General features: G+C 71.3%; 22 protein-coding genes. 7 read left to right on the forward strand and 15 right to left on the reverse strand.

Features of this window, described 5'->3' with window-relative positions:
- Position 1: 1 nt before the first annotated feature.
- The 4 genes from ACZ7P3_RS35565 to ACZ7P3_RS35580 all read right to left on the reverse strand — a co-directional run bounded on the left by ACZ7P3_RS35565 (position 2) and on the right by ACZ7P3_RS35580 (position 2,972).
- Positions 2–226, reverse strand: coding sequence for a DUF5988 family protein (locus tag ACZ7P3_RS35565; protein WP_472088057.1), 225 nt, complete (start codon positions 224–226; stop codon positions 2–4).
- Between the two features lie 47 nt (positions 227–273).
- The gene (locus tag ACZ7P3_RS35570) at positions 274–1,770 is read right to left on the reverse strand and encodes an acyl-CoA carboxylase subunit beta (RefSeq protein WP_472088059.1); all 1,497 of its coding nucleotides are present in this window, start codon (positions 1,768–1,770) and stop codon (positions 274–276) included.
- Positions 1,771–1,888: 118 nt separating this feature from the next.
- Positions 1,889–2,341, reverse strand: a complete 453-nt coding sequence (locus tag ACZ7P3_RS35575; RefSeq protein ID WP_472088060.1) for a cold-shock protein — start codon at positions 2,339–2,341, stop codon at positions 1,889–1,891.
- A 211-nt stretch (positions 2,342–2,552) separates the two neighbouring features.
- Positions 2,553–2,972 carry a cold-shock protein gene (locus ACZ7P3_RS35580; protein WP_472088158.1) on the reverse strand — a complete coding sequence of 140 codons (420 nt, stop codon included), beginning with the start codon at positions 2,970–2,972 and terminating at the stop codon, positions 2,553–2,555.
- Positions 2,973–3,239: 267 nt separating this feature from the next.
- Between ACZ7P3_RS35580 and ACZ7P3_RS35585 the strand changes: the two genes are divergently transcribed.
- Positions 3,240–4,478 carry a trypsin-like serine peptidase gene (locus ACZ7P3_RS35585; RefSeq protein ID WP_472088062.1) on the forward strand — a complete coding sequence of 413 codons (1,239 nt, stop codon included), beginning with the start codon at positions 3,240–3,242 and terminating at the stop codon, positions 4,476–4,478.
- A gap of 149 nt (positions 4,479–4,627) precedes the next feature.
- Positions 4,628–5,824 (forward strand): trypsin-like serine peptidase, encoded by a 1,197-nt coding sequence (locus tag ACZ7P3_RS35590; protein ID WP_472088064.1) that lies wholly within the window; start codon positions 4,628–4,630, stop codon positions 5,822–5,824.
- Between the two features lie 313 nt (positions 5,825–6,137).
- Here ACZ7P3_RS35590 and hflX read toward each other — a convergent pair whose 3' ends face one another.
- From hflX to miaA, 6 genes are all read right to left on the reverse strand, one after another.
- Positions 6,138–7,631, reverse strand: coding sequence for a GTPase HflX (gene hflX / locus ACZ7P3_RS35595; RefSeq protein WP_472088066.1), 1,494 nt, complete (start codon positions 7,629–7,631; stop codon positions 6,138–6,140).
- A gap of 134 nt (positions 7,632–7,765) precedes the next feature.
- Complete coding sequence (locus tag ACZ7P3_RS35600; protein ID WP_472088068.1) at positions 7,766–9,337, reverse strand: M1 family metallopeptidase; 1,572 nt, start codon at positions 9,335–9,337, stop codon at positions 7,766–7,768.
- Positions 9,338–9,422: 85 nt separating this feature from the next.
- A complete protein-coding gene (locus tag ACZ7P3_RS35605) occupies positions 9,423–11,783 on the reverse strand; it encodes a RelA/SpoT family protein (RefSeq protein ID WP_472088070.1) in 2,361 nt (786 codons plus the stop codon).
- Between the two features lie 282 nt (positions 11,784–12,065).
- Positions 12,066–12,935: a diaminopimelate epimerase gene (gene dapF, locus ACZ7P3_RS35610; RefSeq protein WP_472088072.1), complete on the reverse strand. Its 870-nt coding sequence runs from the start codon at positions 12,933–12,935 to the stop codon at positions 12,066–12,068.
- 173 nt (positions 12,936–13,108) lie between these two features.
- A complete protein-coding gene (locus tag ACZ7P3_RS35615) occupies positions 13,109–13,621 on the reverse strand; it encodes a hypothetical protein (RefSeq protein ID WP_472088159.1) in 513 nt (170 codons plus the stop codon).
- Between the two features lie 108 nt (positions 13,622–13,729).
- On the reverse strand, positions 13,730–14,668 hold the full coding sequence (gene miaA, locus ACZ7P3_RS35620) for a tRNA (adenosine(37)-N6)-dimethylallyltransferase MiaA (protein WP_472088074.1): 939 nt from the start codon (positions 14,666–14,668) through the stop codon (positions 13,730–13,732).
- Between the two features lie 176 nt (positions 14,669–14,844).
- Here miaA and ACZ7P3_RS35625 point away from each other — a divergent pair, with 176 nt between their 5' ends.
- Positions 14,845–15,120 carry a hypothetical protein gene (locus ACZ7P3_RS35625; protein ID WP_472088075.1) on the forward strand — a complete coding sequence of 92 codons (276 nt, stop codon included), beginning with the start codon at positions 14,845–14,847 and terminating at the stop codon, positions 15,118–15,120.
- Positions 15,121–15,145: 25 nt separating this feature from the next.
- Positions 15,146–15,418 carry an antitoxin gene (locus ACZ7P3_RS35630; protein WP_472088077.1) on the forward strand — a complete coding sequence of 91 codons (273 nt, stop codon included), beginning with the start codon at positions 15,146–15,148 and terminating at the stop codon, positions 15,416–15,418.
- A 343-nt stretch (positions 15,419–15,761) separates the two neighbouring features.
- On the opposite strand, the gene ACZ7P3_RS35635 is transcribed toward ACZ7P3_RS35630, so the two are convergent.
- The 3 genes from ACZ7P3_RS35635 to cynR all read right to left on the reverse strand — a co-directional run bounded on the left by ACZ7P3_RS35635 (position 15,762) and on the right by cynR (position 19,212).
- A complete protein-coding gene (locus ACZ7P3_RS35635; protein ID WP_472088079.1) occupies positions 15,762–16,475 on the reverse strand; it encodes a class III extradiol dioxygenase subunit B-like domain-containing protein in 714 nt (237 codons plus the stop codon).
- A gap of 96 nt (positions 16,476–16,571) precedes the next feature.
- Positions 16,572–18,098, reverse strand: coding sequence for a tRNA (N6-isopentenyl adenosine(37)-C2)-methylthiotransferase MiaB (gene miaB, locus ACZ7P3_RS35640; protein ID WP_472088081.1), 1,527 nt, complete (start codon positions 18,096–18,098; stop codon positions 16,572–16,574).
- Positions 18,099–18,303: 205 nt separating this feature from the next.
- Positions 18,304–19,212: a transcriptional regulator CynR gene (gene cynR, locus ACZ7P3_RS35645; protein ID WP_472088083.1), complete on the reverse strand. Its 909-nt coding sequence runs from the start codon at positions 19,210–19,212 to the stop codon at positions 18,304–18,306.
- Positions 19,213–19,340: 128 nt separating this feature from the next.
- On the opposite strand from cynR, the gene ACZ7P3_RS35650 reads away from it, so the two are divergent.
- A complete protein-coding gene (locus tag ACZ7P3_RS35650) occupies positions 19,341–19,934 on the forward strand; it encodes a carbonic anhydrase (RefSeq protein ID WP_472088085.1) in 594 nt (197 codons plus the stop codon).
- A gap of 109 nt (positions 19,935–20,043) precedes the next feature.
- Entirely contained in the window at positions 20,044–20,514 is a 471-nt protein-coding gene (cynS, locus tag ACZ7P3_RS35655) for a cyanase (RefSeq protein ID WP_472088087.1), read from the forward strand.
- 55 nt (positions 20,515–20,569) lie between these two features.
- Here cynS and ACZ7P3_RS35660 read toward each other — a convergent pair whose 3' ends face one another.
- Together ACZ7P3_RS35660 and ACZ7P3_RS35665 are read right to left on the reverse strand one after the other, a co-directional pair.
- Positions 20,570–21,337: a hypothetical protein gene (locus ACZ7P3_RS35660; protein WP_472088088.1), complete on the reverse strand. Its 768-nt coding sequence runs from the start codon at positions 21,335–21,337 to the stop codon at positions 20,570–20,572.
- Between the two features lie 27 nt (positions 21,338–21,364).
- Positions 21,365–22,114 (reverse strand): PP2C family protein-serine/threonine phosphatase, encoded by a 750-nt coding sequence (locus tag ACZ7P3_RS35665; RefSeq protein ID WP_472088090.1) that lies wholly within the window; start codon positions 22,112–22,114, stop codon positions 21,365–21,367.
- A gap of 319 nt (positions 22,115–22,433) precedes the next feature.
- On the opposite strand from ACZ7P3_RS35665, the gene ACZ7P3_RS35670 reads away from it, so the two are divergent.
- Positions 22,434–22,793 carry a DUF6204 family protein gene (locus ACZ7P3_RS35670; protein WP_472088092.1) on the forward strand — a complete coding sequence of 120 codons (360 nt, stop codon included), beginning with the start codon at positions 22,434–22,436 and terminating at the stop codon, positions 22,791–22,793.
- Positions 22,794–22,875: the final 82 nt, after the last annotated feature.

The raw sequence follows: 22,875 nt of genomic DNA on the forward strand, positions 1-22,875 counted from the left end.
TTTACTCGGCGACGTAGGTGCTGTGGGTCCAGACGAAGACGCGCAGTTCGCGGTCGTCGACGCGAGTGGTCTCGGAACTGGCTTCGAAGTGCTCGTAGCGGTTGCCCCGCGGAATCTTGACCTTGGCCGCGTCGAGATCCGCGAGGTAGTGCAGCTGTTCCTCGCCGGCGACCGCCTCGGCGGGGGCGCCGGCGAGGAACACGTTGGGTGCACCGTGGTTGTCCATGATCATCCTCATCTCTGGACTTGGGGTTCCAGCTTCTGTCCGGACTCTCACAGCGGGATGTTCCCGTGCGACCCACGCCGGCAGGGCTCGGCGGCGAAGACCTCCGCCACCGCGGCCCGGGTCCGCGACGGGTCGATGACCTCGTCGATCACCCCGAGCGCGAGTCCCCGGTCCACACCACCGGCGCGTCGTTTCTGTTCGTCGACGAGCCGTGCGCGCAGCTCCTCGCGCTCCGCTTCCGGTGCGGCGGCGAGGGCCTTGCGGTGCAGGATGCCCACGGCCGACTCCGCGCCCATCACGGCGACTTCGGCATCGGGCCAGGCGAACACCTTGGTGGCGCCCAGGGAACGGGAGTTCATGGCGATGTAGGCACCGCCGTAGGACTTGCGGGTGACGACCGAGACGCGCGGTACGACCGCTTCGGCGAAGGCGTACAGCAGTTTCGCTCCGCGCCGGACGACGCCGCCCCATTCCTGGGCGACACCGGGCAGATAGCCGGGCACGTCGATCAGGCTGAGCAGCGGGACGCCCATGGAGTCGCACAACCGTACGAAGCGAGCGGCTTTCTCCGCACTCAGCGAGTCCAGGCAACCGCCCTTGCGCAACGGGTTGTTGGCGACGACTCCCACGGTCTGGCCGGCCAGCCGGCCGAGGCCGGTCACGACGTTCGGCGCCCACTTCGCATGGAACTCCTCGAACGAACTCCGGTCGCCGGATCCACCGCCGGGACACCCGGGGCCGGCGTCCAGGAGTCCGGTCACCAGCGGCCGTACGTCGTAGGCCCGCCGGGGTGAGGCGGGCAGCAGCGCGCGCAGGTCCCGCGCCGGGCCGACCGCTTCCAGGTCGGCCTTTCCGGGTACGGCGAGCAGCGAGGTCACGTGCCGGGCGCGTACGTATGCGTCCGTCTCGGAGTCGGCCACGATGTGCGTCACCCCGGACTTGCGGCCATGGGCCTCCGTCCCACCGAGCCCCTCCATGTCGATCTGCTCGCCGGTCACACTGCGCACCACGTCCGGACCGGTCACGAAGATCCGGCCGGCGGGTGCCATGATCACCACGTCGGTGAGTGCGGGCCCGTACGCGGCGCCGCCGGCGGCCGCGCCGAGCACCACGGAGATCTGGGGGATCCTGCCCGAGGCCCGGACCGTGGCCGCGAAGATCCGGCCGATTCCGTCCATCGCCTCGATCCCGTCGGCGAGTTTGGCGCCGCCGGAGTGCCACAGGCCGATGACCGGGCGGTTCTCCCGCAGCGCGAGATCGATGGCGTCCGCGATGCGGCGGCACTCCTCGAACCCGACGGCTCCGCCCATCACCCGTGCGTCCGTGCAGAACGCGATGACGTCCACGCCGTGGACCCGGCCGGACGCCACCGCCGTGGTGATGACGTCGCTGTCGTGCACGACGGTGAGAGTTCCCTCGTCCAGCAGCCGCGCCAGTCGGATCAGCGGGTCGCGCGGGTTCTCCTCGGCGAGGGCCTCGCGACCGTTCGGTCCGCCCCCGGTGGCCGCCGGCTCCGGCGGGGCGATGGTGGGCAGCTCCGTCATGGCATGTCCCCTCTCCACGGGTTGACTCGCTCGCACCGAAAAGGGAAGGGCCGGGTGCGACGGGGGGCGCACCCGGCCCTGGTCTGCCTGCGGACGCGCAGGCGGTCCGTTCGTCCTGTCAGTCCTCGACCCAGCCGTGCCGCTTGCCGAACTGGACGAGGTGCTTGCGCATGGCGAGGATCTGCTGGCCCGTCAGCTCCGGGGCGGAGTTCAGCAGAAGCTCGGTCACCTCTCGTGTGTACTCGGCCGAGCCGAGCACGTCGCACATCGTGTCCTGCCCCTCCGCGGACGAAGCGTCGCCCACCGGGCCGGCCGGGACCGTCCCGGCCCGCGGTCCGGACACCACGGCGTGCAGCGACGGACTCTGCGACTCGGCGAGCCGCACCCCGGAAGCCTTCAGCCCGCGGTCACCGTCCTCGACCTCGAACTCCACCATGAGTCCGGAGCGCACCGACGACTCGGGAATGAGCAGATCGTTCACATGCAAGAAGACGTCTTCCCCACCTTGGTCCGGCGCGATGAAGCCATACCCACGCATCCCGTCGAACCGGATCACTCGACCAACAGCCATCCCACAAACCCCTCACTCCGGGCACCGTGCCCAACACCTTGCGCTGGATCGTAACCATGCTCATCACCACGGTTCGTGCACCAGTTGAACACGTCTATCTCAACTGCCGAGTAACACGGCAACGTTGTCCGCATTCACGGCACCGGGCATGTCTGCCGAGGTTGAACACACCTTCGGGCGGGGGCCTCGGGAGGCCCGCCGACCGGTCGGCTCAGCCTTCGACCCAGCCGTGACCGCGCCCGAATTCCACGACCCGGCGCCGGATCAGCAGGATCTGCTCAGCGGTGAGCGAGGGCGCCGCGGCCAGCAGCATTTCCGTGATCTCCCGGGTGAGTTCCGCCGCGGAGAACACATCGCACAACGGCTCCCCGTCGTCCCCCGAGTTGACGTGCTCCACCGGTACGGCTCTCAGAGAATTCCGGTCCACGCCATCGGCGAGCCGGACGGACGCTGCCCGCAGTCCGCGATCGCCCTCTTCGATCTCGAATTCGACCTGCAGACCGGAACGGAGATACTCCTCCGGAATCATCAAGTCATTCACATGAAGAAACACGTCTTCTCCGCCGTGCGCCGGGGCGATGAACCCATAACCCCGCACATTGTCGAAACGCACCACTCGACCCGCAACCACAGCCACTTCCACACTTCCACAGAACTCGGACACCAGAACTTGGACACCACTGGACCAACTCAACCCCGTTGCGGCCCCCGGCCGCGCGCGGCCGATGGTATCGGGTGGCCGACGGCAAGGACAGTCCCTGGATGATTGCCAGGTCAGACGGCTTGTAGCCGAACCGTTGCGGTACCGTCGGAACTCCCCCACAGCGAACGCATAGTGTGTGGTCCCGTTGTCAGGGCCGAAGTGCCGAGTTCCTTTACAGCAGGGGGAGTCACCACCATGCGATCCATACGGCCGTCGTTCACCGTTCGCCGAGGGAGGAGCGCGGCACGCCGGACCTCCCCCGTGCTGGCGACGGTCGCCCTCGTCTCGACGCTCGCGCTGACGGCCACCGCGTGCAACGGCGACGGTGACGACAAAGCCGACGGCAAGCCGACCGTCGGCGCGACCGCGGCCGGTTCCGGCGACGGAAAGATCCAGATCCCGGACGACATCAAGAACAAGCTCAAAGAGCACGGGATCGACGTCGACAAGTGGAAGAACGGCGCCTGGAAGAACTGGAACCGGGAGGACTGGCTGCGCGAGGCCAACGACTTCATCAACCCGATCATCAAGGGCCTGTGGGACCCGGACCGGATGCGCGGCGCCAACGACCCGGACAAGGACAAGGGTGTCGACGACAACGACCTCTCCGGTGACCAGGGCGTGACGGACCCGACACCGGCGCCGGTGAAGGCACGGTCGGTCCAACCGCCGTACCACACCAGCGCGGCCACCTCGGGCAAGGTGTTCTTCGACTCCCCCGAGGGCACCATGGTCTGCTCGGCGACGGTCGTGGAGGACCCGGCGCACCCGGGCAAGTCCAACCTGATCTGGACCGCGGGCCACTGTGTGCACGCCGGCAAGAAGGGCGGCTGGTACCGCAACATCGCCTTCGTGCCGTCGTACAACAACCAGGGCAGTTCGGCCGACCAGTTGCAGAACGCCTCCCGGTCCGAGATCGCCCCCTACGGCGTCTGGTGGGCCGACGCGGCGAAGACCTCGCAGCAGTGGATCGACCAGGGCGGCGAGACCGGCGGGAACGGCGCCTCGTACGACTTCGCCGTCATCCATGTGACTCCGGAGCAGGGCAACGCCGGCAAGTCGCTGGAGGAGACGGTCGGCGGCGCTCTTCCGGTGAACTTCAATGCCCCGGCCGTGCCGAAGGTGCAGAGCATCACGGCGTCCGGGTACCCGGCGGCGGCTCCGTTCGACGGTCAGCTGCTGTACCAGTGCCAGGACAAGCCGGGCCGGCTGTCGATCGCGAAGGCGGACCCGACCATGTACCGGATCGGCTGCACGATGACGGGTGGCTCCTCCGGTGGCGGCTGGGTGGAGACGGGCGCGGACGGCAAGCCGGCGCTGGTGTCCAACACGTCCATCGGCCCGGTGACTTCGGGCTGGCTGGCCGGTCCGCGTCTGGGTGATGTGGCCAAGGGCGTGTACCAGTCGGTGAGCAAGAAGTTCGCCGGGCGGTAGGCCTTCGGGCAGTGGTCGCCGGCGCACAGCGGGCCCACTGGGGGCGGCGGGACGCCTCACAGAAACCTTCACCGTCCCGCCGCCGTCCGTCCCCAACCCCACGGGCATAGTGGGGTGTCAGCAACAGTTCAACGGGGGGTCATCGCACCATGCGTTCCGCACGTAGGTCCTCGGCGCGCCCGCGCCGCAGCGCCCTTGCCGCGACCGGTCTCGTCGCCGCCCTGGCGCTCACCGCCACCGCCTGCAACGGCTCCGGCGACGACAAGGCGAGCGGCCGGCCGGGCGCTTCGGCCTCGCAGGCCGACGACGGCGGCAAGGTCCACATCCCGGCCGACATCGCGAACAAGCTCAAGAAGCACGGGATCGACGTCGACCAGTGGAAGAACGGCGGCTGGAAGAACTGGGACAAGAACAAGTGGCTCAGTGAGGCCAAGGACTTCGTCAACCCGGTGATCGCCGGACTGTGGAAGCCGGAGCGGATGAAGTCCGCGAAGGAGGCCAACAAGACGATCACCGCCAAGGACGCCGCCGCCGACCAGGGCGTCAGCGATCCGGAGCCGCAGCCGGTGCAGGCCGAGGCGGAGAAGACGCCGTACCACGACCACGCGGCCCCTGTCGGCAAGGTCTTCTTCGACTCGCCCGAGGGCCACATGGTCTGCTCCGGCACGGTGGTCAAGGACGTCAACCACCCCGGCAGGTCCAACCTGGTGTGGACGGCGGGCCACTGCGTGCACGCCGGAAAGGGCGGCGGCTGGTACCGCAACATCGCCTTCGTGCCGTCGTACAACGACCTCGGCAAGTCCGAGGCGGACCTGGGGAACGCGAGCACCTCGCAGGTCGCCCCTTACGGCACCTGGTGGGCGGACTGGGCGTCGACCTCGAACGAGTGGATCCAGGGCGGCTCGGAGACGGGCGGTGCGGGTGCGGCGTACGACTACGCGGTGCTGCACGTGAAGCCCGAGTCCGGGGCGAAGTCGCTGGAGGAGACGGTCGGGGCGGCCCTCGACGTCGACTTCTCGGCGCCGTCCGCGGCCGAGGCGGCGAACATGGGCGCCTGGGGCTACCCGGCGGCGCCTCCCTACAACGGGCTGCAGATGTTCAAGTGCCTCGACCGGCCCGGCCGGCTCGCGCTGAGCCCGTCGCTGCCGACGATGTACCGGATCGGCTGCACGATGACCGGCGGCTCGTCCGGCGGCGGCTGGTTCCGGGTGGTGAACGGCAAGACCGAGCTGGTGTCCAACACGTCCATCGGTCCGTCGGACAACACCTGGCTGGCCGGCCCGCAGCTGGGCCGGAAGGCCGAGGCGCTCTACCAGAACATGAGCAGGACCTACGGCGGGCGGTGACCGCACCGGCACCGGCATGGCCTGTGCGGCGGCCGGTACCGCGGGTACGGCGAGTACCCGCAGGCACGGCGAGTACCGCGGGTACTGCCGGCACTGCGGGTACCGCCGGCACCACCTGTACCGCGGGTACTGCCGGAACCACCAGTACTGCCAGTACCGCGAGTACCGCGAGTACTGCCAATGGCACCTGCACCACCTGCACCACCGGTGTCAGCCGTATCGGCGGTACCAGCTGAAGTACCCGTACTGCCTGCATGACGAAGGCCCGCCACCCGGGAAAGGGTGGCGGGCCTTCGTGGCGTGCAGGGGAGGGTCAGGCCGCGGAAGCCGGCGCGTAGGGCGCCAGGTCCGCCGCCAGTTCCTCGTGCACCCGGACCTTGAGCAGGGTGCCCTCCGCGGTGTGCTCCTCGGAGATCACCTCGCCCTCGGTGTGGGCGCGGGCGACGAGCTTGCCGTGCGTGTACGGAACGAGCGCCTCGATCTCGACCGAGGGGCGGGGCAGCTCGCTGTCGATCAGCGCGAGCAGCTCGGCGATGCCCTTGCCGGTACGGGCCGAGACCGCGATGGAGCGCTTCTCGTTCCGCATCAGGCGCTGGAGCACCAGCGGGTCGGCCGCGTCAGCCTTGTTGATCACGACGATCTCGGGCACGCCGGTGGCGCCGACGTCCCTGATCACCTCGCGCACGGCGGCCAGCTGCTCCTCCGGCACCGGGTGCGAGCCGTCCACCACGTGCAGGATCAGGTCGGAGTCGCCGACCTCCTCCATGGTGGAGCGGAACGCCTCGACGAGGTGGTGCGGCAGGTGCCGGACGAAGCCGACCGTGTCGGCCAGCGTGTACACGCGGCCGGTCGGGGTCTCCGCGCGCCGAACGGTCGGGTCCAGGGTCGCGAACAGGGCGTTCTCGACCAGGACGCCCGCGCCCGTGAGGCGGTTGAGCAGGGAGGACTTTCCGGCGTTGGTGTAGCCGGCGATGGCGACGGACGGCACCTTGTTGCGCCGGCGCTCCTGGCGCTTGATCTCGCGGCCCGTCTTCATCTCCGCGATCTCCCGGCGCATCTTCGCCATCTTCTCGCGGATCCGTCGCCGGTCCGTCTCGATCTTGGTCTCACCGGGACCACGGGTGGCGAGGCCGCCGCCCTTGCCGCCGCCCATCTGGCGGGACAGCGACTGACCCCAGCCGCGCAGCCTCGGCAGCATGTACTGCATCTGCGCGAGCGCGACCTGCGCCTTGCCCTCGCGGGACTTGGCGTGCTGGGCGAAGATGTCGAGGATCAGGGCCGTACGGTCGATGACCTTGACCTTGACGACGTCCTCCAGCTGGATCAGCTGGCCCGGGCTCAGCTCACCGTCGCAGATGACGGTGTCGGCGCCCGTTTCGAGGACGATGTCGCGCAGCTCGATGGCCTTGCCGGAGCCGATGTAGGTGGCCGCGTCGGGCTTGTCGCGCCGCTGGATCACGCCGTCGAGCACGAGCGCGCCCGCCGTCTCCGCGAGGGCGGCCAGCTCCGCGAGGGAGTTGTCCGCGTCCTGCACGGTCCCGGTGGTCCAGACGCCGACGAGCACGACCCGCTCCAGGCGGAGCTGGCGGTACTCGACCTCGGTGACGTCCTCCAGCTCGGTGGACAGACCCACCACGCGGCGCAGGGCCGCACGCTCGGAGCGGTCGAACTGGTCGCCGTCCCGCTCGCCGTCGATCTCGTGGCTCCAGGCGACGTCCTCTTCCATCAGGGCATCGGCCCGAAGACCTTCGGGATAGTCGTGCGCGAGGCGCTTGGTGTCCTGGGAAGGGGAAGAAGAGGAGGTCATTGGATCCTTACGTCGATGGGAGTGCCGGTCCGGCAGTCTCAGGGTAGAACGCGCGAGCAGCCCGGGAGATTCCCGAGTTCCGTGCCGCGCCGACATGAAGATGGTCGCACGGCACGGCCCGTCTCGTCACCGGCTTATTTCCGGGTCCTGCCCTTGGCGGCCTTGGGCGACGACCCCTTGCTTCCCTTGGGCGACGCCCCCTTGTTTTCCCTGGGCGACGACCCCTTGGCCTTGGACAGTGCCGTGGCCTTCCAGTCCGGGTGGCCGGGCATCGGCGGGGTCTTCTCGCCGTAGAGCCAAGCCTTGAAGAAGCCCGTCAGATCGCGGCCGGCGACGGACGAGGCGAGGCGGACGAAGTCGGCGGTGCCGGCGGTGGAGTCCCGGTGCTCCTGGACCCACATCCGCTCCAGGCTCTCGAAGGCCGGCCGGCCGATCTCCTGGCGCAGGGCGTACAGCACCAGCGCCGCGCCGTCGTAGATGTTGGGGCGGAAGATGCTGATCTTCTGGCCGGGCAGGGGCGCCTTGGGCAGGGCGGGCGGGCCGCCCGCCTCACGCCAGCGGTCGGAGGAGCCGTAGGCGGCCCTCATCCGGTCCTCCATCGGCTTGTTCGCCTTCTCCTCCGCGTAGAGGGCCTCGTACCAGGTGGCGTGCCCCTCGTTCAGCCAGACGTCGGACCAGGTGCGGGGGCTGACGCTGTCGCCGAACCACTGGTGGGACAGCTCGTGCACCATGATCGACTCGATGTACCACTTGGGGTAGGCGGGCTCGGTGAACACGTGCTTCTCGAAGAGCGAGAGGGTCTGCGTCTCCAGCTCGAACCCGGTGGAGGCCTGGGCCATGAGCACGCCGTACGTCTCGAAGGGGAACCGGCCGACCTTGCCCTCCAGCCAGGCGATCTGGTCGGGCGTCTTCGCGAGCCAGGGTTCGAGCGCCTTCTGGTCGGCGCTGGGCACGACGTCCCGGACCGGCAGTCCGTGCGGTCCTGTGCGGCGCACCACCGCGGAACGGCCGATGGAGACCTGGGCGAGTTCGGTCGCCATGGGGTGCTGGGAGCGGTAGGTCCAGGTGGTGGAGGTGCCGACCCGGTCCACGCCGGTGGACACGCCGTTGGCGACGGCGGTGTAGTCGTTCGGGGCGGTGATCCGGAAGGTGAACATCGCCTTGTCGGACGGGTGGTCGTTGCACGGGAAGACCAGGTGGGCGGCGTCGGCCTGGTTCGCCATGGCGAGTCCGTCGGAGGTGCGCACCCAGCCGCCGTCCTGGTCCTTGGCGGCGACGGGGTCGCTGGTGTGCTTCACGGTGATCCGCGTCCAGCTGTCCTCGGGCAGGGGACTCTCCGGCGTGACGACCAGGTCCTCGCCCGCGCTGGTGAAGGTGGCGGGGCGGCCGTCGACCTGCACCGACTCCACGGTGCCGTGGGCGAAGTCGAGGTTGATGCGGTCCAGGTCGGCCTTGGTCCAGGCATTGATGGTGGTGACGGCCTGCAGCGGTTTGTCGTTGGTGCCGGGATAGGTGAAGGACAGGTCGTACGACGCCACGTCGTATCCCGGGTTGCCCAGGTACGGGAAGAGCCGGTCGCCGACGCCCAGGGGCTCGGCCGGTGCGGCGGCGGCCAGGAGGCAGACGGAGACGGCGGAGGCGAGCAGGGCGGCCCTGCGGCGCCGCAGGGGGCGGTGGTGCGGGCGCGGGCGGGGGGTGAGCAGCATGCATCACCGCTACCAGCGCGCGGGGGCGCTTCGGCGGCGACGCGCGCCCGGCCCACCCGAACGGGTTGGTCCGGCAAACCCGTCTTCAGGAAGCCGACGCCTGGTGCTGGGCCCGGCTCACGTCGTACACCCCGGGCACGTCGCGCATCGCGCGCATGAGGGCCGGGAGACCGGCGGCGTCGGCGAGCTCGAGGGTGTAGGTGTGGCGCACCCGCTGCTGGCTGGGCGGTTCCACGGTCGCGGAGACGATCTCGGCACCTTCCAGGGCGATCGCCTCGGTGAGGTCGGCGAGCAGATGGGGGCGGCCGAACGATTCAGCGACCAGCGTGACCCGGCATGCGGTGGTGTCTCCCCAGCGCACGCCCATCTCCGCGCGCCCCCGGCTCTTCATGTGCGCCACCGCCGCACACCCCACGCGGTGCACGGTCACGACTCCCCCGCGCACGGTGAAGCCGGTGATCTCGTCGGGCGGTACGGGTGTGCAACACCCGGCGAGGCGCACAGCGGCCCCCGGCCGGTCCGCAAGGACGTCGGCACCGCGCGGGCGGGGGGCGGCAGCACCGCCGGTCCCGGCAGCACCACGCGGTCGGGCGGCAGGAGCACTGCCAGTCCCCGCGGCCCCGGAGGTCATGGGGGATCCGCCGGACCGGGCGGAGCCGGCGAGCCGTGCGGCCGAGCCGCTTTCCGCGGCCGTACGGCGTCCCGCGCCCGCGGTGTGCCCGTCGCTCCCGGCGGTCTCGTCCGCCGCACCGCTCGGCGCGGCCGCATCTCTTCCCGTCCCCGCGCCCGCAGCGCCCGCGCCCGTGCCGTCGCCCGCGCCGTCGCTCCCGCCCTCCGCTCCCCCGCCCGGGTGCGCCGCCAGCCACCGCTGGATGGCGATGCGGGCGGCCGCGGTGTGGGCGTGCTCCAGCCACTCGCGGGAGGGCTCGGAGGCCGGGTCCTGCCCCATCAGGAGCTGGACGGTGTCCCCGTCCTTCAGGACGGTGCTGAGGGTCGCCAGGCGGCCGTTGACGCGGGCGCCGATGCAGGCGTGGGCGTCCTCGCCGTACTGCGCGTAGGCGGCGTCGACGCACGTGGCGCCCTCGGGCAGGCCCAGGGTGCCGCCGTCGGGCCGGAACACGGTGATCTCGCGGTCCTGGGCGAGGTCTTCGCGCAGGGTGGACCAGAAGGTGTCGGGGTCGGGCGCGCCCTGCTGCCAGTCGAGCAGGCGGGAGAGCCAGCCGGGGCGGGTGGGGTCGGCGCGCTCGCCGTCCGGGGCCTGGGACTGCTCCTCCGCGGGCGGAGCGTAGGGATTGCCGAGCGCGACGACCCCGGCCTCGGCGACCTTGTGCATCTGGTGGGTGCGGATGAGGACTTCGGCCACCTGTCCGTCCGCGCGGGCGACCGCGGTGTGCAGCGACTGGTAGAGGTTGAACTTCGGTACGGCGATGAAGTCCTTGAACTCGGAGACGACGGGCGTCATACAGGTGTGCAGTTCGCCGAGGACGCCGTAACAGTCCGCGTCCTCGCCCACGAGCACCAGCAGACGGCCGAAGTCGGCGCCGCGCAGTTCCCCGCGCTTGCGGGCCACACGGTGGACCGAGACGAAGTGCCGGGGGCGGATGAGGACTTCGGCCGGGATGTCGGCCTCACGCAGCACCGCGCGGACCTCGTCGGCGATCTCGGCGAGGGTGTCGTCGGGGCGGGCCGCGTTCGCGGCGATCAGTTCCCTGGTGTGCGCGTACTCCTCGGGGTGGAGGATGGCGAAGACGAGGTCCTCCAGCTCCGTCTTCAGGGCCTGCACGCCGAGGCGTTCGGCCAGCGGGATCAGGACGTCGCGGGTGACCTTGGCGATCCGCTCCTGTTTCTCGGGGCGCATCACGCCGAGAGTGCGCATGTTGTGCAGGCGGTCGGCGAGCTTGATCGACATCACTCGCACATCGCTGCCCGTGGCGACGAGCATCTTGCGAAAGGTCTCGGGCTCGGCGGCCGCCCCGTAGTCGACCTTCTCCAGCTTCGTGACGCCGTCGACCAGGTAGCGCACCTCCTCGCCGAACTGCTCCCGCACCTGATCCAGCGTCACATCGGTGTCCTCGACGGTGTCGTGGAGCAGGGAGGCGGTCAAGGTGGTGGTCTCCGCGCCGAGTTCGGCGAGGATCAGGGTCACGGCCAGCGGGTGGGTGATGTACGGCTCGCCGCTCTTGCGCATCTGGCCGCGGTGCGAGGACTCGGCCAGGACGTAGGCGCGGCGCAGGGGTTCGAGGTCCGCGTCGGGGTGGTGGGCGCGGTGCGCCTCGACGACGTGGCTGATCGCGTCGGGCAGCTTGCCGCGGGCAGTGGGGCCGAGCAGTGCGGCCCGGCCGAGCCTGCGCAGGTCGATCCGGGCCCGGGACTTCCTGCGGGCCACTGCGGGCGCTGTGGGCGCTACCGGGCCAGGGGTCGCAGGGTTCGTGGCCTCCGCACTCATGGGCACCTCCGGCTCGTCGACCGGCGGACGGAGCCCAGGGCATGCGCGGCTCAGGGATGGCAACGTTCCCCCGTCCGTGCCGGTGCTTGATGCTATCGAGCCGAACACGTGCGACCGACCGCCTCTCGCCGACCGTGAAACGGATCACCCAATCGAGCGATGAGGAAGAGGTTTAGAGTTTGCGCCACCTGCCCTGCACTCGGCCGCGGTTTCGAACGGACCCGGCCACCCGAAACCGCAGTTCCAGGCGCCCGCAGCCGCCGCGGCCGATGTTTCGACAGGTCAGCTGAGCGCGTTTTCCAGCCAGTCGGCGTCGATCTCGCCCTCGCCGACGATCACGGCGGGTCCGGTCATCTCGATCTCGCCGTCGGGCCGTTCGGTGATGACCAGACGCCCGCCGGGCACGTCCACGGTGTACGTCGCCGGGGCGCCGGTGACGGCCGGATCGGCGCCGTCGCGCCGGGCGGCGGCCACGGCGACCGCGCACGCGCCCGTGCCGCACGAGCGGGTCTCGCCGGAGCCGCGCTCGTGCACGCGCATCGCGACATGGCGAGGGCCGCGGTCGACGACGAACTCGACGTTCACACCGTCCGGGTAGGCGGACGCCGGACCGACCGGCGGCGGATCGAGCAGTCTGCCGGCGTGCGCGAGGTCGTCGACGAACGCGACGGCGTGCGGATTGCCCATGTTCACGTTGCGCGCGGGCCAGCTGCGCTCGCCGACGCTCACCGTGACCTCGCCCTCGGGCAGGCGCGCGCTGCCCATGCCGACGGTGACGTCACCGTCCTTGTCGATGTGGACGGACCTCACACCCGCGCGCGTGGCGATCGCCAGGTCGCCCTCGACCACGTGTCCGGCGTGCTGGAGGTAGCGGGCGAACACCCGGGTGCCGTTGCCGCACATCTCCGCGATCGAGCCGTCGCCGTTGCGGTAGTCCATGAACCACTCCGCCTCGGCAGCCATCTCCCGGGCCTCCGGATGCGCGGCGGACCGGACGACGTGCAGCACCCCGTCGCCGCCGATGCCGGCGCGGCGGTCGCACAGGGCGGCCACGGCGGCAGGGGAGAGGTCGAGGGCGTTCTCGGGGTCCGGGACGATCACGAAGTCGTTCTCGGTGCCGTGCCCCTTGAGGAAGGCGATCCGCGTGCTCATTCCTCGATCGTACGGGGTGGGTACGACAGCGCCGACGCCGACGTACGGGCAGGTGCGGCCATGCCCACGCCGATGTACCGGCGGATGCGGCAGCGCCCATGCGGGCACACGGACGGGTGCGGCAGCGCGCACCCGGGCGCACCGGCGGGTGCGGCAGCGCGCATGTCGGCCGCTCAGCGCAGCCGGGCCACCCGCCACACCGCGAGCACGGCCACGACGGCCACCAGCAGCATGTAGGCGAGCACGACGCGCCAGTCGGGGCGGCGGCCGGAGCCGCGCGGGGGCAGGCCCGGCCAGGTGTAGCCCACGCGGCGGGCGGCCATCATGCCCCAGCCGGCGGCGCAGGAGCAGATCAGCAGGCCCAGCATGGCGATGACCGCACCGCTGTCGCCGAAGTCGAAGGCGAGCGGGAAGGCGAACATCAGGGAGCCGCCGGCGGCCAGGGCCACGATGGGCGCGAGCTGCCAGATCCGCAGCCGCCGCTGCGGGCGCAGCTCGACCTCGAACTCCGGACCGCCCGCGTACATCTCCTCGGGCGTCGGTCCGTCCGCGGTCACACCGCCCGGGGCGTCGTCGGGGCCGTCGTCGGTCAGACGGTCCTCGACCAGTTCGGGCAGTTCCGGTTCTGCGCTGCCGGTGCTGACGTGCTCGGCACTTGGTGCGGTGTCGCGAGGGCCGGCCTCCATCGCCACGCGCCCTCCCAACTAGGACTTCACTTGGTCGATCGCAGCTCGATGATGGCACGGCGCCACCGGCCGCGATGACCGGCGGCGCATCCCGATGCCATGACGTGATCAGGCTGTAACCGGTCGTTCGACCAATGCCTGGGCCAGCCGTGGAAGTTCCCCGCGGTCGGCCACGGCACCACTCAGCCAGTGCACCCGGGGATCCCGCCTGAACCATGAATCCTGACGGCGCGCGAAGCGTTTGGTGGCGCGCACGGTCTCGGCCCGCGCTTCCGCTTCACTGCAGTCCCCGGCGAGCGCCGCGAGGACCTGCTGGTATCCGAGTGCGCGCGACGCCGTGCGCCCCTCGCGCAGTCCCTGCGCCGCCAGGGTGCGCACCTCGTCCACGAGTCCCGCGTCCCACATCCGGTCCACCCGCTGTGCGATGCGCTCGTCCAGCTCGGGGCGGGCGACGTCGACACCGATCTGGACGGTGTCGTAGACGGAGTCATGGCCGGGAAGGTTGGCGGTGAAGGGCTGGCCGGTGATCTCGATCACTTCCAGGGCGCGGACGATGCGGCGCCCGTTGCTGGGCAGGATCGCGCGGGCCGCCTCGGGGTCGGCGGCGGTCAGGCGCGCGTGCAGCGCACCCGGGCCGCGCAGCGCCAGCTCCTCCTCCAGACGGGCCCTGACCTCGGGGTCGGTGCCGGGGAACTCCAGGTTGTCGACGGCACCGCGGACGTACAGGCCGGAGCCGCCGACCAGGATCGGCCAGCGGCCCTCGGCGAGCAGTGCGTCGATCCTGGCGCGCGCCAGTTTCTGGTACTCCGCGACGGAGGCGGTGACCGTCACGTCCCAGATGTCCAGCAGGTGGTGCGGGATGCCGCCGCGTTCCTCGGGCGTCAGCTTGGCGGTGCCGATGTCCATCCCCCGGTAGAGCTGCATGGAATCGGCGTTGACGACCTCCCCACCGAGTTGCTGGGCGAGGAAGACGCCGAGATCGGACTTTCCGGCCGCGGTGGGTCCGACGACGGCGATGACGCGGGGGGAGGCGGGTGCACTGCTCACCGCACCAGTCTCGCAAACCTCGCGGACATGCCTCGAACGAGTTACGTGACGGGAGAGATTCCGGGTCGTTGCACCGAGGTGCGCCCGCCGGTTCCGGACGGGGTGACCCGGGCGGCGCAAACGGACGCACCGTTTGACGCGGGATTTCGCCCGCACGAGTAACGTATGGAGTGGATATGGGCGTTTTTGCACGACTTCTCGGCAGGTCGAAGACGGCAACGGAGGCGTCGACCACCGAGGCACCGGCCGGCACCGAGCCGGGAGCGGCCGAGACGGAGGAAGCGGTTCAGGCTGCGGAGGCGCAGGGGCCGGCCGAGGACGGACGTGAGGGCGCGGCGGCGGCGAAGGCCGAGGCCGTCGAGACCGACGCGGCCGAGGGTGCCGAGATCCCCAAGCAGCAGTCCGCGGACGAGGCCGCCGACCGTGAGGCCGGTAAGGGCGCCCGCACCTGACTGTCCCCGTGAGGGAAGGTGGACCATGGGTCTCAAGGACAACATGAAGGCCAAGCTCGCCCCGGCCAAGGACAAGGTGTCGGACCTCGCGCGCCAGCACGGTGACAAGGTCCAGCACGGCATCGACAAAGCCGCCAAGGCCGTGGACGAGCGGACCAAGGGCAAGTACAGCGACAAGATCCACGCCGGTACGGACAAGGCCAAGGGTGCGATGGACCGCCTCGCGCACAAGGAAGGTCCGGAGGCCGGCGAGGCCGCGACGCCGACCCGGCCGGAGGGCCCGCCACCGGCTTCCTGAACGGCACACGGATCGGCGTACGGCCGCGGAGCGCGACGGCTCCCGGCCGTACGCCGTATCCACGCTCGAATTCCAGGCCCGGGGACGCGACAGGGCCAGGCCTGGGGCCACGCACAGGGTCAGGCCCGAGGCCGCGCACAGGGTCAGGCCCGAGGCCGCGTAAGGGGCCAGGCCCGGGGCCGCGTAAGGGGCCGTGCAAGGGGCTGTGTGCGGCCGGGGTCCGCACTCGGACCGCCCCCACGGCCGGGGACACCCCCGAGGCCGCCCACGGCCGGGATCCGCACCCGGGCCCGCCATGGCCGAACGCTCCTGAGGCCCCCCGGGGCCCTGCGTGACGATCCCTCTACGACCAGCTGGCGACCAGATAGCCCACACCGTACGGCGCGTCGTCGTACAGCAGCGTGCCCGCCAGACCCGCGCCCTCGGCCGCGCCGGACAGGACCTGCCAGGGCGCGCGGCCGGAGGCCTTCAGCTCGTGGGCCAGCTCGGCGTCCAGCGCCTGGACGGCCGCCACGTCCGCCGCCCCCAGCGCCCGCGCGACCTCGGCGTCGAAGGGCGCCGCCCGCTCGTCGAGGTATCCCGGTGCCTTGAGTGTGCGGCACGCGCTGGCGTCGCCCATCACCAGCAGCGCCACCCGTCCGGCCCGGGTGCCGATGTCCCTTCCGGCGTCGATGCACCGCTCGGGCGCGAGCGGTTCCCCGATCCCGAGTCCCTCGATCGGGGCATCCTCCCAGCCCGTACGCTCCAGCAGCCAGGCGGCGACGGCCAGCGAAGGGGGCAGTTCGCGCTCGATGACGGCGCCCCTGTCGGGGCCCAGCCGTACCTCCACGTCGACGCCGAAGCCGCGGAAGGATCCCGGGGTGCCCTGCGCGTACCCTCCACGCCCGCTCTGCCCGGCGGGCCCGACCACCACCAGCAGGTCGGGGCGGGCGGCGGCGAGCACACCGAGGGCGTCCGTGCACGCCGCGCGCGCGGCATCCAGTTCGGGCGCGGCACCCGCGGCGACCTCGGGAACCAGCAGCGGCGGGCAGGGGCAGACGGCTGCGGCGACAAGCATGATCGGCAGCGTAACCGCAGGAGGGCCGGGCGTCAGTCCTCCGTCGGCACGTCGGCGAAGCCGGTCGCCGTGGGAAGAAGTCCGACGAGGCCGGCGTCAGTCGCAGCCGCAGCCACCGGTGGCGGCGGGCAGCGGCTCGGGCACGCCGATCTTCGGGAGGCCGAGCAGCACGCCGGCCGGCTTGGCCGCCTGGGCCGCATTGCGCTGCTCCCACGCGTCGCCCGCGCGCGTGCGGCGCACATCGAGGACGGCGCCCTCGGCCAGCAGGTGGTGCGGCGCGGCGTAGGTGATCTCGACGGTGACCACGTCGCCGGGGCGGACCTCCTGGTCCGGCTTGGTGAAGTGGACCAGGCGGTTGTCCGCGGCGCGGCCGGACAGGCGGTGGGTGGCGCCGTCCTTGCGGCCCTCGCCCTCGGCGACCATCAGCTCCAGGGTGCGGCCGACCTGCTTCTTGTTCTCCTCCCAGGAGATCTCCTCCTGGAGGGCGACGAGACGCTCGTAGCGCGCCTGGACGACCTCCTTGGGGATCTGGTTCTCCATGGTCGCGGCGGGAGTGCCGGGCCGCTTGGAGTACTGGAAGGTGAAGGCCTGCGCGAACCGGGCCTCGCGGACGACGTGCATCGTCTGCTCGAAGTCCTCCTCGGTCTCGCCGGGGAAGCCCACGATGATGTCGGTGGTGATCGCGGCGTGCGGGATGGAGGCGCGGACCTTCTCGATGATCCCGAGGTAGCGGTCCTGCCGGTAGGAGCGGCGCATCGCCTTCAGGACCGTGTCGGAGCCGGACTGCAGCGGCATGTGCAGCTGCGGCATGGCGTTCGGCGTCTCGGCCATGGCGGCGATGACGTCGTCGGTGAAGTCCCGCGGGTGCGGGGAGGTGAAGCGGACGCGCTCCAGGCCCTCGATCGAGCCGCAGGCGCGCAGCAGCTTGCTGAAGGCCTCGCGGTCGCCGATGTCGGAGCCGTAGGCGTTGACGTTCTGTCCGAGCAGCGTGATCTCGGAGACACCCTCGGCGACCAGCGCCTCGACCTCGGCGAGGATGTCACCGGGGCGGCGGTCCTTCTCCTTGCCGCGCAGGGCTGGGACGATGCAGAAGGTGCAGGTGTTGTTGCAGCCGACGGAGATCGAGACCCAGGCCGCGTACGCGCTCTCGCGCCGCGTCGGCAGGGTGGAGGGGAACGCCTCCAGCGACTCGGCGATCTCGACCTGCGCCTCCTCCTGGACGCGGGCGCGCTCCAGCAGGACGGGCAGCTTGCCGATGTTGTGCGTGCCGAAGACGACGTCCACCCAGGGCGCCTTCTTGACGATGGTGTCCCGGTCCTTCTGCGCGAGGCAGCCCCCGACCGCGATCTGCATCCCGGGCCGCGAGGCCTTCCTCGGCGCGAGCCGGCCGAGGTTGCCGTAGAGCCGGTTGTCGGCGTTCTCGCGCACGGCGCAGGTGTTGAACACGACGACGTCCGCGTCGCCGTCCGATCCCTCGGGGGCACGCACGTACCCGGCCTCTTCGAGCAGCCCGGACAATCGCTCGGAGTCGTGGACGTTCATCTGGCACCCGTAGGTGCGGATCTCATAGCTCTTGGGGGCGTGAACGTCCACTGCGGGGCTCCGGTCGCTGCTGCTGGTCATCCCTCAAGGGTAGGTGCTCCCCGAAGGTGCCGGTCCCTGTGTTCCTGATGCCGGTGCCCGCGCGCTTCCGGCGCTGGTGCCCGCGTGCTCCGGGGTACGGATGCCCGAGTGCTGCGGTGCAGGTGCCCGAGTACTCCGGTGCAGATGCCCGAGCGCTTCCAGTGCAGGCGCCGGAGGAAGGCCGGTCGGGTGATCGGTGGCGTGGTCAAGGGGCCGGCGCGTATCCGCGGGTGCGGACGAGGCCCTGGGTGAGGTGGGTGAAGGCGCGCGTGGCGGCGCTCTGGTAGGCGCCGGTGCGTCGCAGGAGGGTGACGGTGCGGGTGGGGAGGGCGGGGTCGAGCGGGACGGGGGTGAGGCGGGGGATGTCGTGGGTGACGGCGTCGGGGAGGACGGTGGCGAGCGGGGTGCGCTGGACGACCTCGGTGAGGGCCTGGATGGAGTTGGCCTCGACGGCGATGCGGGGGCTGACGCGGTGTTGTTCGAGGTAGGCGTCGATGTGGCCGCGAGTGGCGAAGTCGCCGCTGAGCAGGGCCAGTTGGTGAGCGGCGAGATCTCGCGCCGGTAGCGGGCCGAGCCGGCCGGCGGCAGGGTGGTGGGCGCCGGTGACCAGGGTGAGCGCCTCGGTGAACAGGGCGGTGGCGGTGATTCCGGGCAGATGGGGCCCCTGGAAGGCGATGCCGGCGTCGAACTCGTCGGCCAGCAGACCGGCTTCGATGTGGTCCTGGGTCGTCTCCCGCACCGTGAGGGTGATGCCGGGGTGGCGGGTGTGGAGTTCCGCGATGAGCGGGCCGACGAGATAGGCCGTGAACGTGGGGGTGAGCGCGAGCCGCAGCTGCCCGCGGGAGAGGTCCTGCACGTCATGGACGGCTCGCTCGGCGGCGGCCAGGTCCCGCAGCGCGCTCCGCGCGTGGTGGGCGTACGCCTCGCCGGCGTCGGTGAGGCGTACGGTGCGGCCGGTCCGGTCCAGCAACTGCGTGCCCAGTCGCCGTTCGAACTGCTTGATCTGCTGGGACAGGGTGGGCTGGGAGATGTGCAGTTCCTCGGCGGCGCGGGTGAAGTTGCCGTGCTCGGCCACGGCGAGCAGGTAGCGCAGATGACGCAGTTCCAAGGCCATGACCAGAACTATAGATGGCAGCTATGACTCTCATGGCCAGCACGCCTTGGACCCTATAAGCCGAGGTCATGCATGGTGGATCTCGCCGGACCCCACGGGACCGGGCCACCACGAAAGGGAGTGACCCCATGCATGACCTCGCCCAGGGCGTCGCGCGTTTCCGGCAGGACGTCTTCCCGGCCAAGAAGGAGCTCTTCGCCCGCCTGGCCACCACCCACACACCCCACACGCTGTTCATCGGCTGCTCCGACGCCCGCGTCGTCCCCGAGCTGATCACCGGCTGCGAGCCCGGCGAGCTGTTCGTCATCCGTACCGCCGGGAACCTCGTCCCGGCCTTCGCCCCCGGCGCCGACGGGGTGGCGGCGAGCATCGAGTACGCCGTCACGGCGCTCGGAGTGCCGGACATCGTCATCTGCGGGCACTCCGCGTGCGGCGCGATGACCGCCCTCGCCCACGGCCACGACCTGGGCGACGCCCCGGCGGTCGCCGCCTGGCTGCGGCTCGCGGAGGCCTCGGTGGCCCGAACCGCCACCGCCGAGGACGTGCCGGCCCTGGTGCGGCAGAACGTACTGGCCCAGCTGGCGAACCTGGCCACGCACCCGTCGGTCGCCCGCGCCCTGGCCGAGCAGAAGGTCACCGTGCGCGGCTGGGTCTTCGACATCGCCACCGGCCGCGTCGAGGAACTGAAGGCCACCGGCTCTCCCGCCGCACGCGCGGCCTGACCCCGGCTCCCCGGGCCGGCCCCGACGGCACGCCCCGGGACCACCGCCCCTGAACCCGCCCGCCGCGCGCACGCTGCGCGAAGGGGCACACACCGAAAGGAACCCGCTCATGATGCACGCCCAGTTCGACCCCGCCGCCCGCCGGGCCCTGGCCGTTCAGGCCGTGGAGGCCAAGACCCGCGGGAACCTCTCCTGGCAGCAGATCGCCGACGCCTCCGGCCTGTCGGTCGCCTTCACCACCGCCGCCGTCCTCGGCCAGCACCCCCTGCCGGAGAGCTCCGCGAAGGCGGTCGTCGAGCTGCTGGGCTTGGAGGAGGACGCGGCGCTGCTGCTCCGGACCGTCCCCACCCGCGGCTCGATCCCCGGCGGCGTCCCGACCGACCCGACCGTCTACCGCTTCTACGAGATGCTCCAGGTCTACGGCACCACCCTCAAGGCCCTGGTCCACGAGCAGTTCGGCGACGGCATCATCTCCGCGATCAACTTCAAGCTCGATGTGCGGAAGGTCGCCGACCCCGAGGGCGGCGAGCGCGCCGTCATCACCCTGGACGGCAAGTACCTGCCGACCAAGCCCTTCTGATCCGCTCCGCCGGCGGAACGGGCCGCAGTCCCGACCGCGGTCTCCTGCAACGCCCTCAGACCGGGATGCGACAGCGGTGCAGCAGGTACCGGCAGGTGGCGGTCACCTGCTCGTCGCTCAGAGCCGCGTCGCAGATGACCGCGGCCGCCAGCAGTCCCCGGAACTTCACGTCGTCGCGGTGGCTCAGCACCAGGGTGGACCACGCGACGGTGCGGACCCGGTCGTTCCTGCGCAGGTCGTACGGGTAGCCGTTGGCGAAGGTCTGGAGGCGGCGGGCGGGTCCGGCCGAGCAGCGGACGGTGTAGACCGCCCAGTCCGTGTCGGATTCGCCGGAGTTCGTCCGGAGGAGGAAGTCCAGCTGCCAGCCCTGCCCGTTGGTGCGCAGCGAACCGCGCCGGCTGGGGGCCGAGTCGAAGAACGGCAGCCGCTGGGCGACGAAGAACCAGGTCGCGGCGCCGGTCGTGCCCGCCGTCCCGGCGGACTCGTACCGGCCGCCGGTGAAGCGCAGGCCCACGAGACCGCCTGCCACCGAGGCCTCGAGCACGGCCGGGCTGCCCACGGGGGTGCCGTGGTGGCCTGCGGAACCGAGGTCGGTGAGGCTGGTCACCGGGGCGCCGTCCCACAGGCCGAGCGCGTCGGCGCGGTAGTAACCGATCAGGCCCGGCAGCTGAAGCAGCGGGTCGTCGGCGGGTGGTACGAACGGGACGGTCACCGGTGGCGGGACCGTCCCGATGCCGACCCTGGCCGACGCGCCCGGTGTGGCGGTGTTGATGACCAGGGGTTTGTCCGTGGGCGGAATGCCTTCCGCCGCGGGTTCCCTCACGGCCTCGATCCGGCCCGGCCGGCACCTCTACTCGTCCATGACGTGCACGACGGCCAGCGTGATGTTGTCCGGACCGCCTGCCGCGATGGCGGCCTTCCACAGCTCGAACGCCGCGCGGCTGTCGCCGTGCTCCCGCAGCACGTCGTCGAGCACCTCCGGCGGCACGGGATCGGTCAGACCGTCGGTGCAGATGAGGTAGCGGTGACCGGGCGACAGGGGCACGGATGCCACATGGGGGCGGACGGGGCGGTAGGTGGGGCTGCCGCCGAGGCACTGGGTGACGATGGACGTGGTGCGCTGCCCGGGTTCGAGCGGTGGGCTGTCGTCGACGCTCAACTGACGCAGCCCGTCCGGGGAGACCACGAAGACCCGGCTGTCGCCCACGTTGAACACCAGCAGCCCGTCGGACTGCACGACGATTCCGGCGACCGTCGTCCCCATGGCGGCCAAGTCGCTTCCCGCATCGCCTCCGGCGGCCCGGTACACGGCACGGTTGCAGGCGTCCAAGGTCTCGCGGACGGCTTCCTCGTTGCTCAGGGCGGTCCCCGTGGAAGCGATCCGACGGGCGACGAGAGCGCTGGCCACGTTGCCGCCGGGGTGTCCGCCGAGTCCGTCGGCGACGGCGACGACGAGGGGCGTGCCGAGCGGGAAGAGCAGGGTCTGCGGGCTCTCGGTCACGGTGGCGCACAGAGTCCAGGGCCCTACGACGAGGCTGTCCTCGTTCCGCTCACGGAGCAGCCCTGGGTGGCTCAGTGCGCTCACAGCCACGTACGGCACGGAACGCCACCGCCTTCCCACACCGGCCACACCGCCGGGAGGCCGGGCTTCCCTCTGAAGTCTAGTAGCAGTGTGCCATCGCCGCCGGTGAGCCACGCGACCCCGGTACCGCCGGCGTCGACGGTGTCGCGGGCACCGACGCCCTCATCGGTCCCGCCGGTCCCGTCGAACCCGCCTGCCTTACCGGTCCTGCGGGTCCTGCGGGTCCTGGCGTTCCTCGCGGTTCTGGCGTTCCTCGCGGTCCCGCTGTGGTCCCCGGCGGGCCCGGTGCCCGTAAACCCGGTGGAGGCCCGCCCGCCGATCCGCCTAAGGTCGCGCAATGAGTACCCGGACCTTTCGTATCACCGTCCGCGGCGTCTTCGACGGGCTCAGCGCCGCCCAGCGGGCCGGCCTGCTGGCCGACGCCGCCGAGCACGACGTGCTGCACGCCGCCTACACGCCCGAGGGGCACCTCAGTTACGACATCGCCGCCCGGACCGCCTTCGTCTTCCGCTTCTCGGCCACCGGGGAGGAAGAGGAGGACGTCCTGGAGGCGACCGAGCGGGCCGAGGAGGCGGCGAAGTCGTGGCTGACCGAGCGCGGTTTCGGCTTCAAGAACCTGCGGTCCAGCGCGGAGGACCTCTCCCAGGCGCCCCTGGGGAAGCGGCAGCGACGAGCCGCTCGTTCCAACGGCGCATAAACTTGAGCACTCAAGGAGACAGCAATGACCAGGACCGATGCGATGAGTGATACGCCGAGCGGGGCCGATGCGCGGGGGTGGA

The sequence above is a fragment of the Streptomyces sp. NPDC107581 genome (assembly GCF_055657175.1).

Coding starts and splice junctions, on each gene's coding strand:
- ACZ7P3_RS35625 (WP_472088075.1), top strand. CDS start 14,845: ATGGGCGTTTTTGCACGACTTCTCGGCAGGTCGAAGACGGCAACGGAG.
- ACZ7P3_RS35565 (WP_472088057.1), bottom strand. CDS start 226: ATGGACAACCACGGTGCACCCAACGTGTTCCTCGCCGGCGCCCCCGCC.
- ACZ7P3_RS35650 (WP_472088085.1), top strand. CDS start 19,341: ATGCATGACCTCGCCCAGGGCGTCGCGCGTTTCCGGCAGGACGTCTTC.
- dapF (WP_472088072.1), bottom strand. CDS start 12,935: ATGAGCACGCGGATCGCCTTCCTCAAGGGGCACGGCACCGAGAACGAC.
- ACZ7P3_RS35570 (WP_472088059.1), bottom strand. CDS start 1,770: ATGACGGAGCTGCCCACCATCGCCCCGCCGGAGCCGGCGGCCACCGGG.
- ACZ7P3_RS35575 (WP_472088060.1), bottom strand. CDS start 2,341: ATGGCTGTTGGTCGAGTGATCCGGTTCGACGGGATGCGTGGGTATGGC.
- ACZ7P3_RS35590 (WP_472088064.1), top strand. CDS start 4,628: ATGCGTTCCGCACGTAGGTCCTCGGCGCGCCCGCGCCGCAGCGCCCTT.
- ACZ7P3_RS35630 (WP_472088077.1), top strand. CDS start 15,146: ATGGGTCTCAAGGACAACATGAAGGCCAAGCTCGCCCCGGCCAAGGAC.
- hflX (WP_472088066.1), bottom strand. CDS start 7,631: ATGACCTCCTCTTCTTCCCCTTCCCAGGACACCAAGCGCCTCGCGCAC.
- ACZ7P3_RS35585 (WP_472088062.1), top strand. CDS start 3,240: ATGCGATCCATACGGCCGTCGTTCACCGTTCGCCGAGGGAGGAGCGCG.
- cynS (WP_472088087.1), top strand. CDS start 20,044: ATGATGCACGCCCAGTTCGACCCCGCCGCCCGCCGGGCCCTGGCCGTT.
- ACZ7P3_RS35615 (WP_472088159.1), bottom strand. CDS start 13,621: ATGGAGGCCGGCCCTCGCGACACCGCACCAAGTGCCGAGCACGTCAGC.
- miaB (WP_472088081.1), bottom strand. CDS start 18,098: ATGACCAGCAGCAGCGACCGGAGCCCCGCAGTGGACGTTCACGCCCCC.
- ACZ7P3_RS35670 (WP_472088092.1), top strand. CDS start 22,434: ATGAGTACCCGGACCTTTCGTATCACCGTCCGCGGCGTCTTCGACGGG.
- ACZ7P3_RS35600 (WP_472088068.1), bottom strand. CDS start 9,337: ATGCTGCTCACCCCCCGCCCGCGCCCGCACCACCGCCCCCTGCGGCGC.
- ACZ7P3_RS35605 (WP_472088070.1), bottom strand. CDS start 11,783: ATGAGTGCGGAGGCCACGAACCCTGCGACCCCTGGCCCGGTAGCGCCC.
- cynR (WP_472088083.1), bottom strand. CDS start 19,212: ATGGCCTTGGAACTGCGTCATCTGCGCTACCTGCTCGCCGTGGCCGAG.
- ACZ7P3_RS35635 (WP_472088079.1), bottom strand. CDS start 16,475: ATGCTTGTCGCCGCAGCCGTCTGCCCCTGCCCGCCGCTGCTGGTTCCC.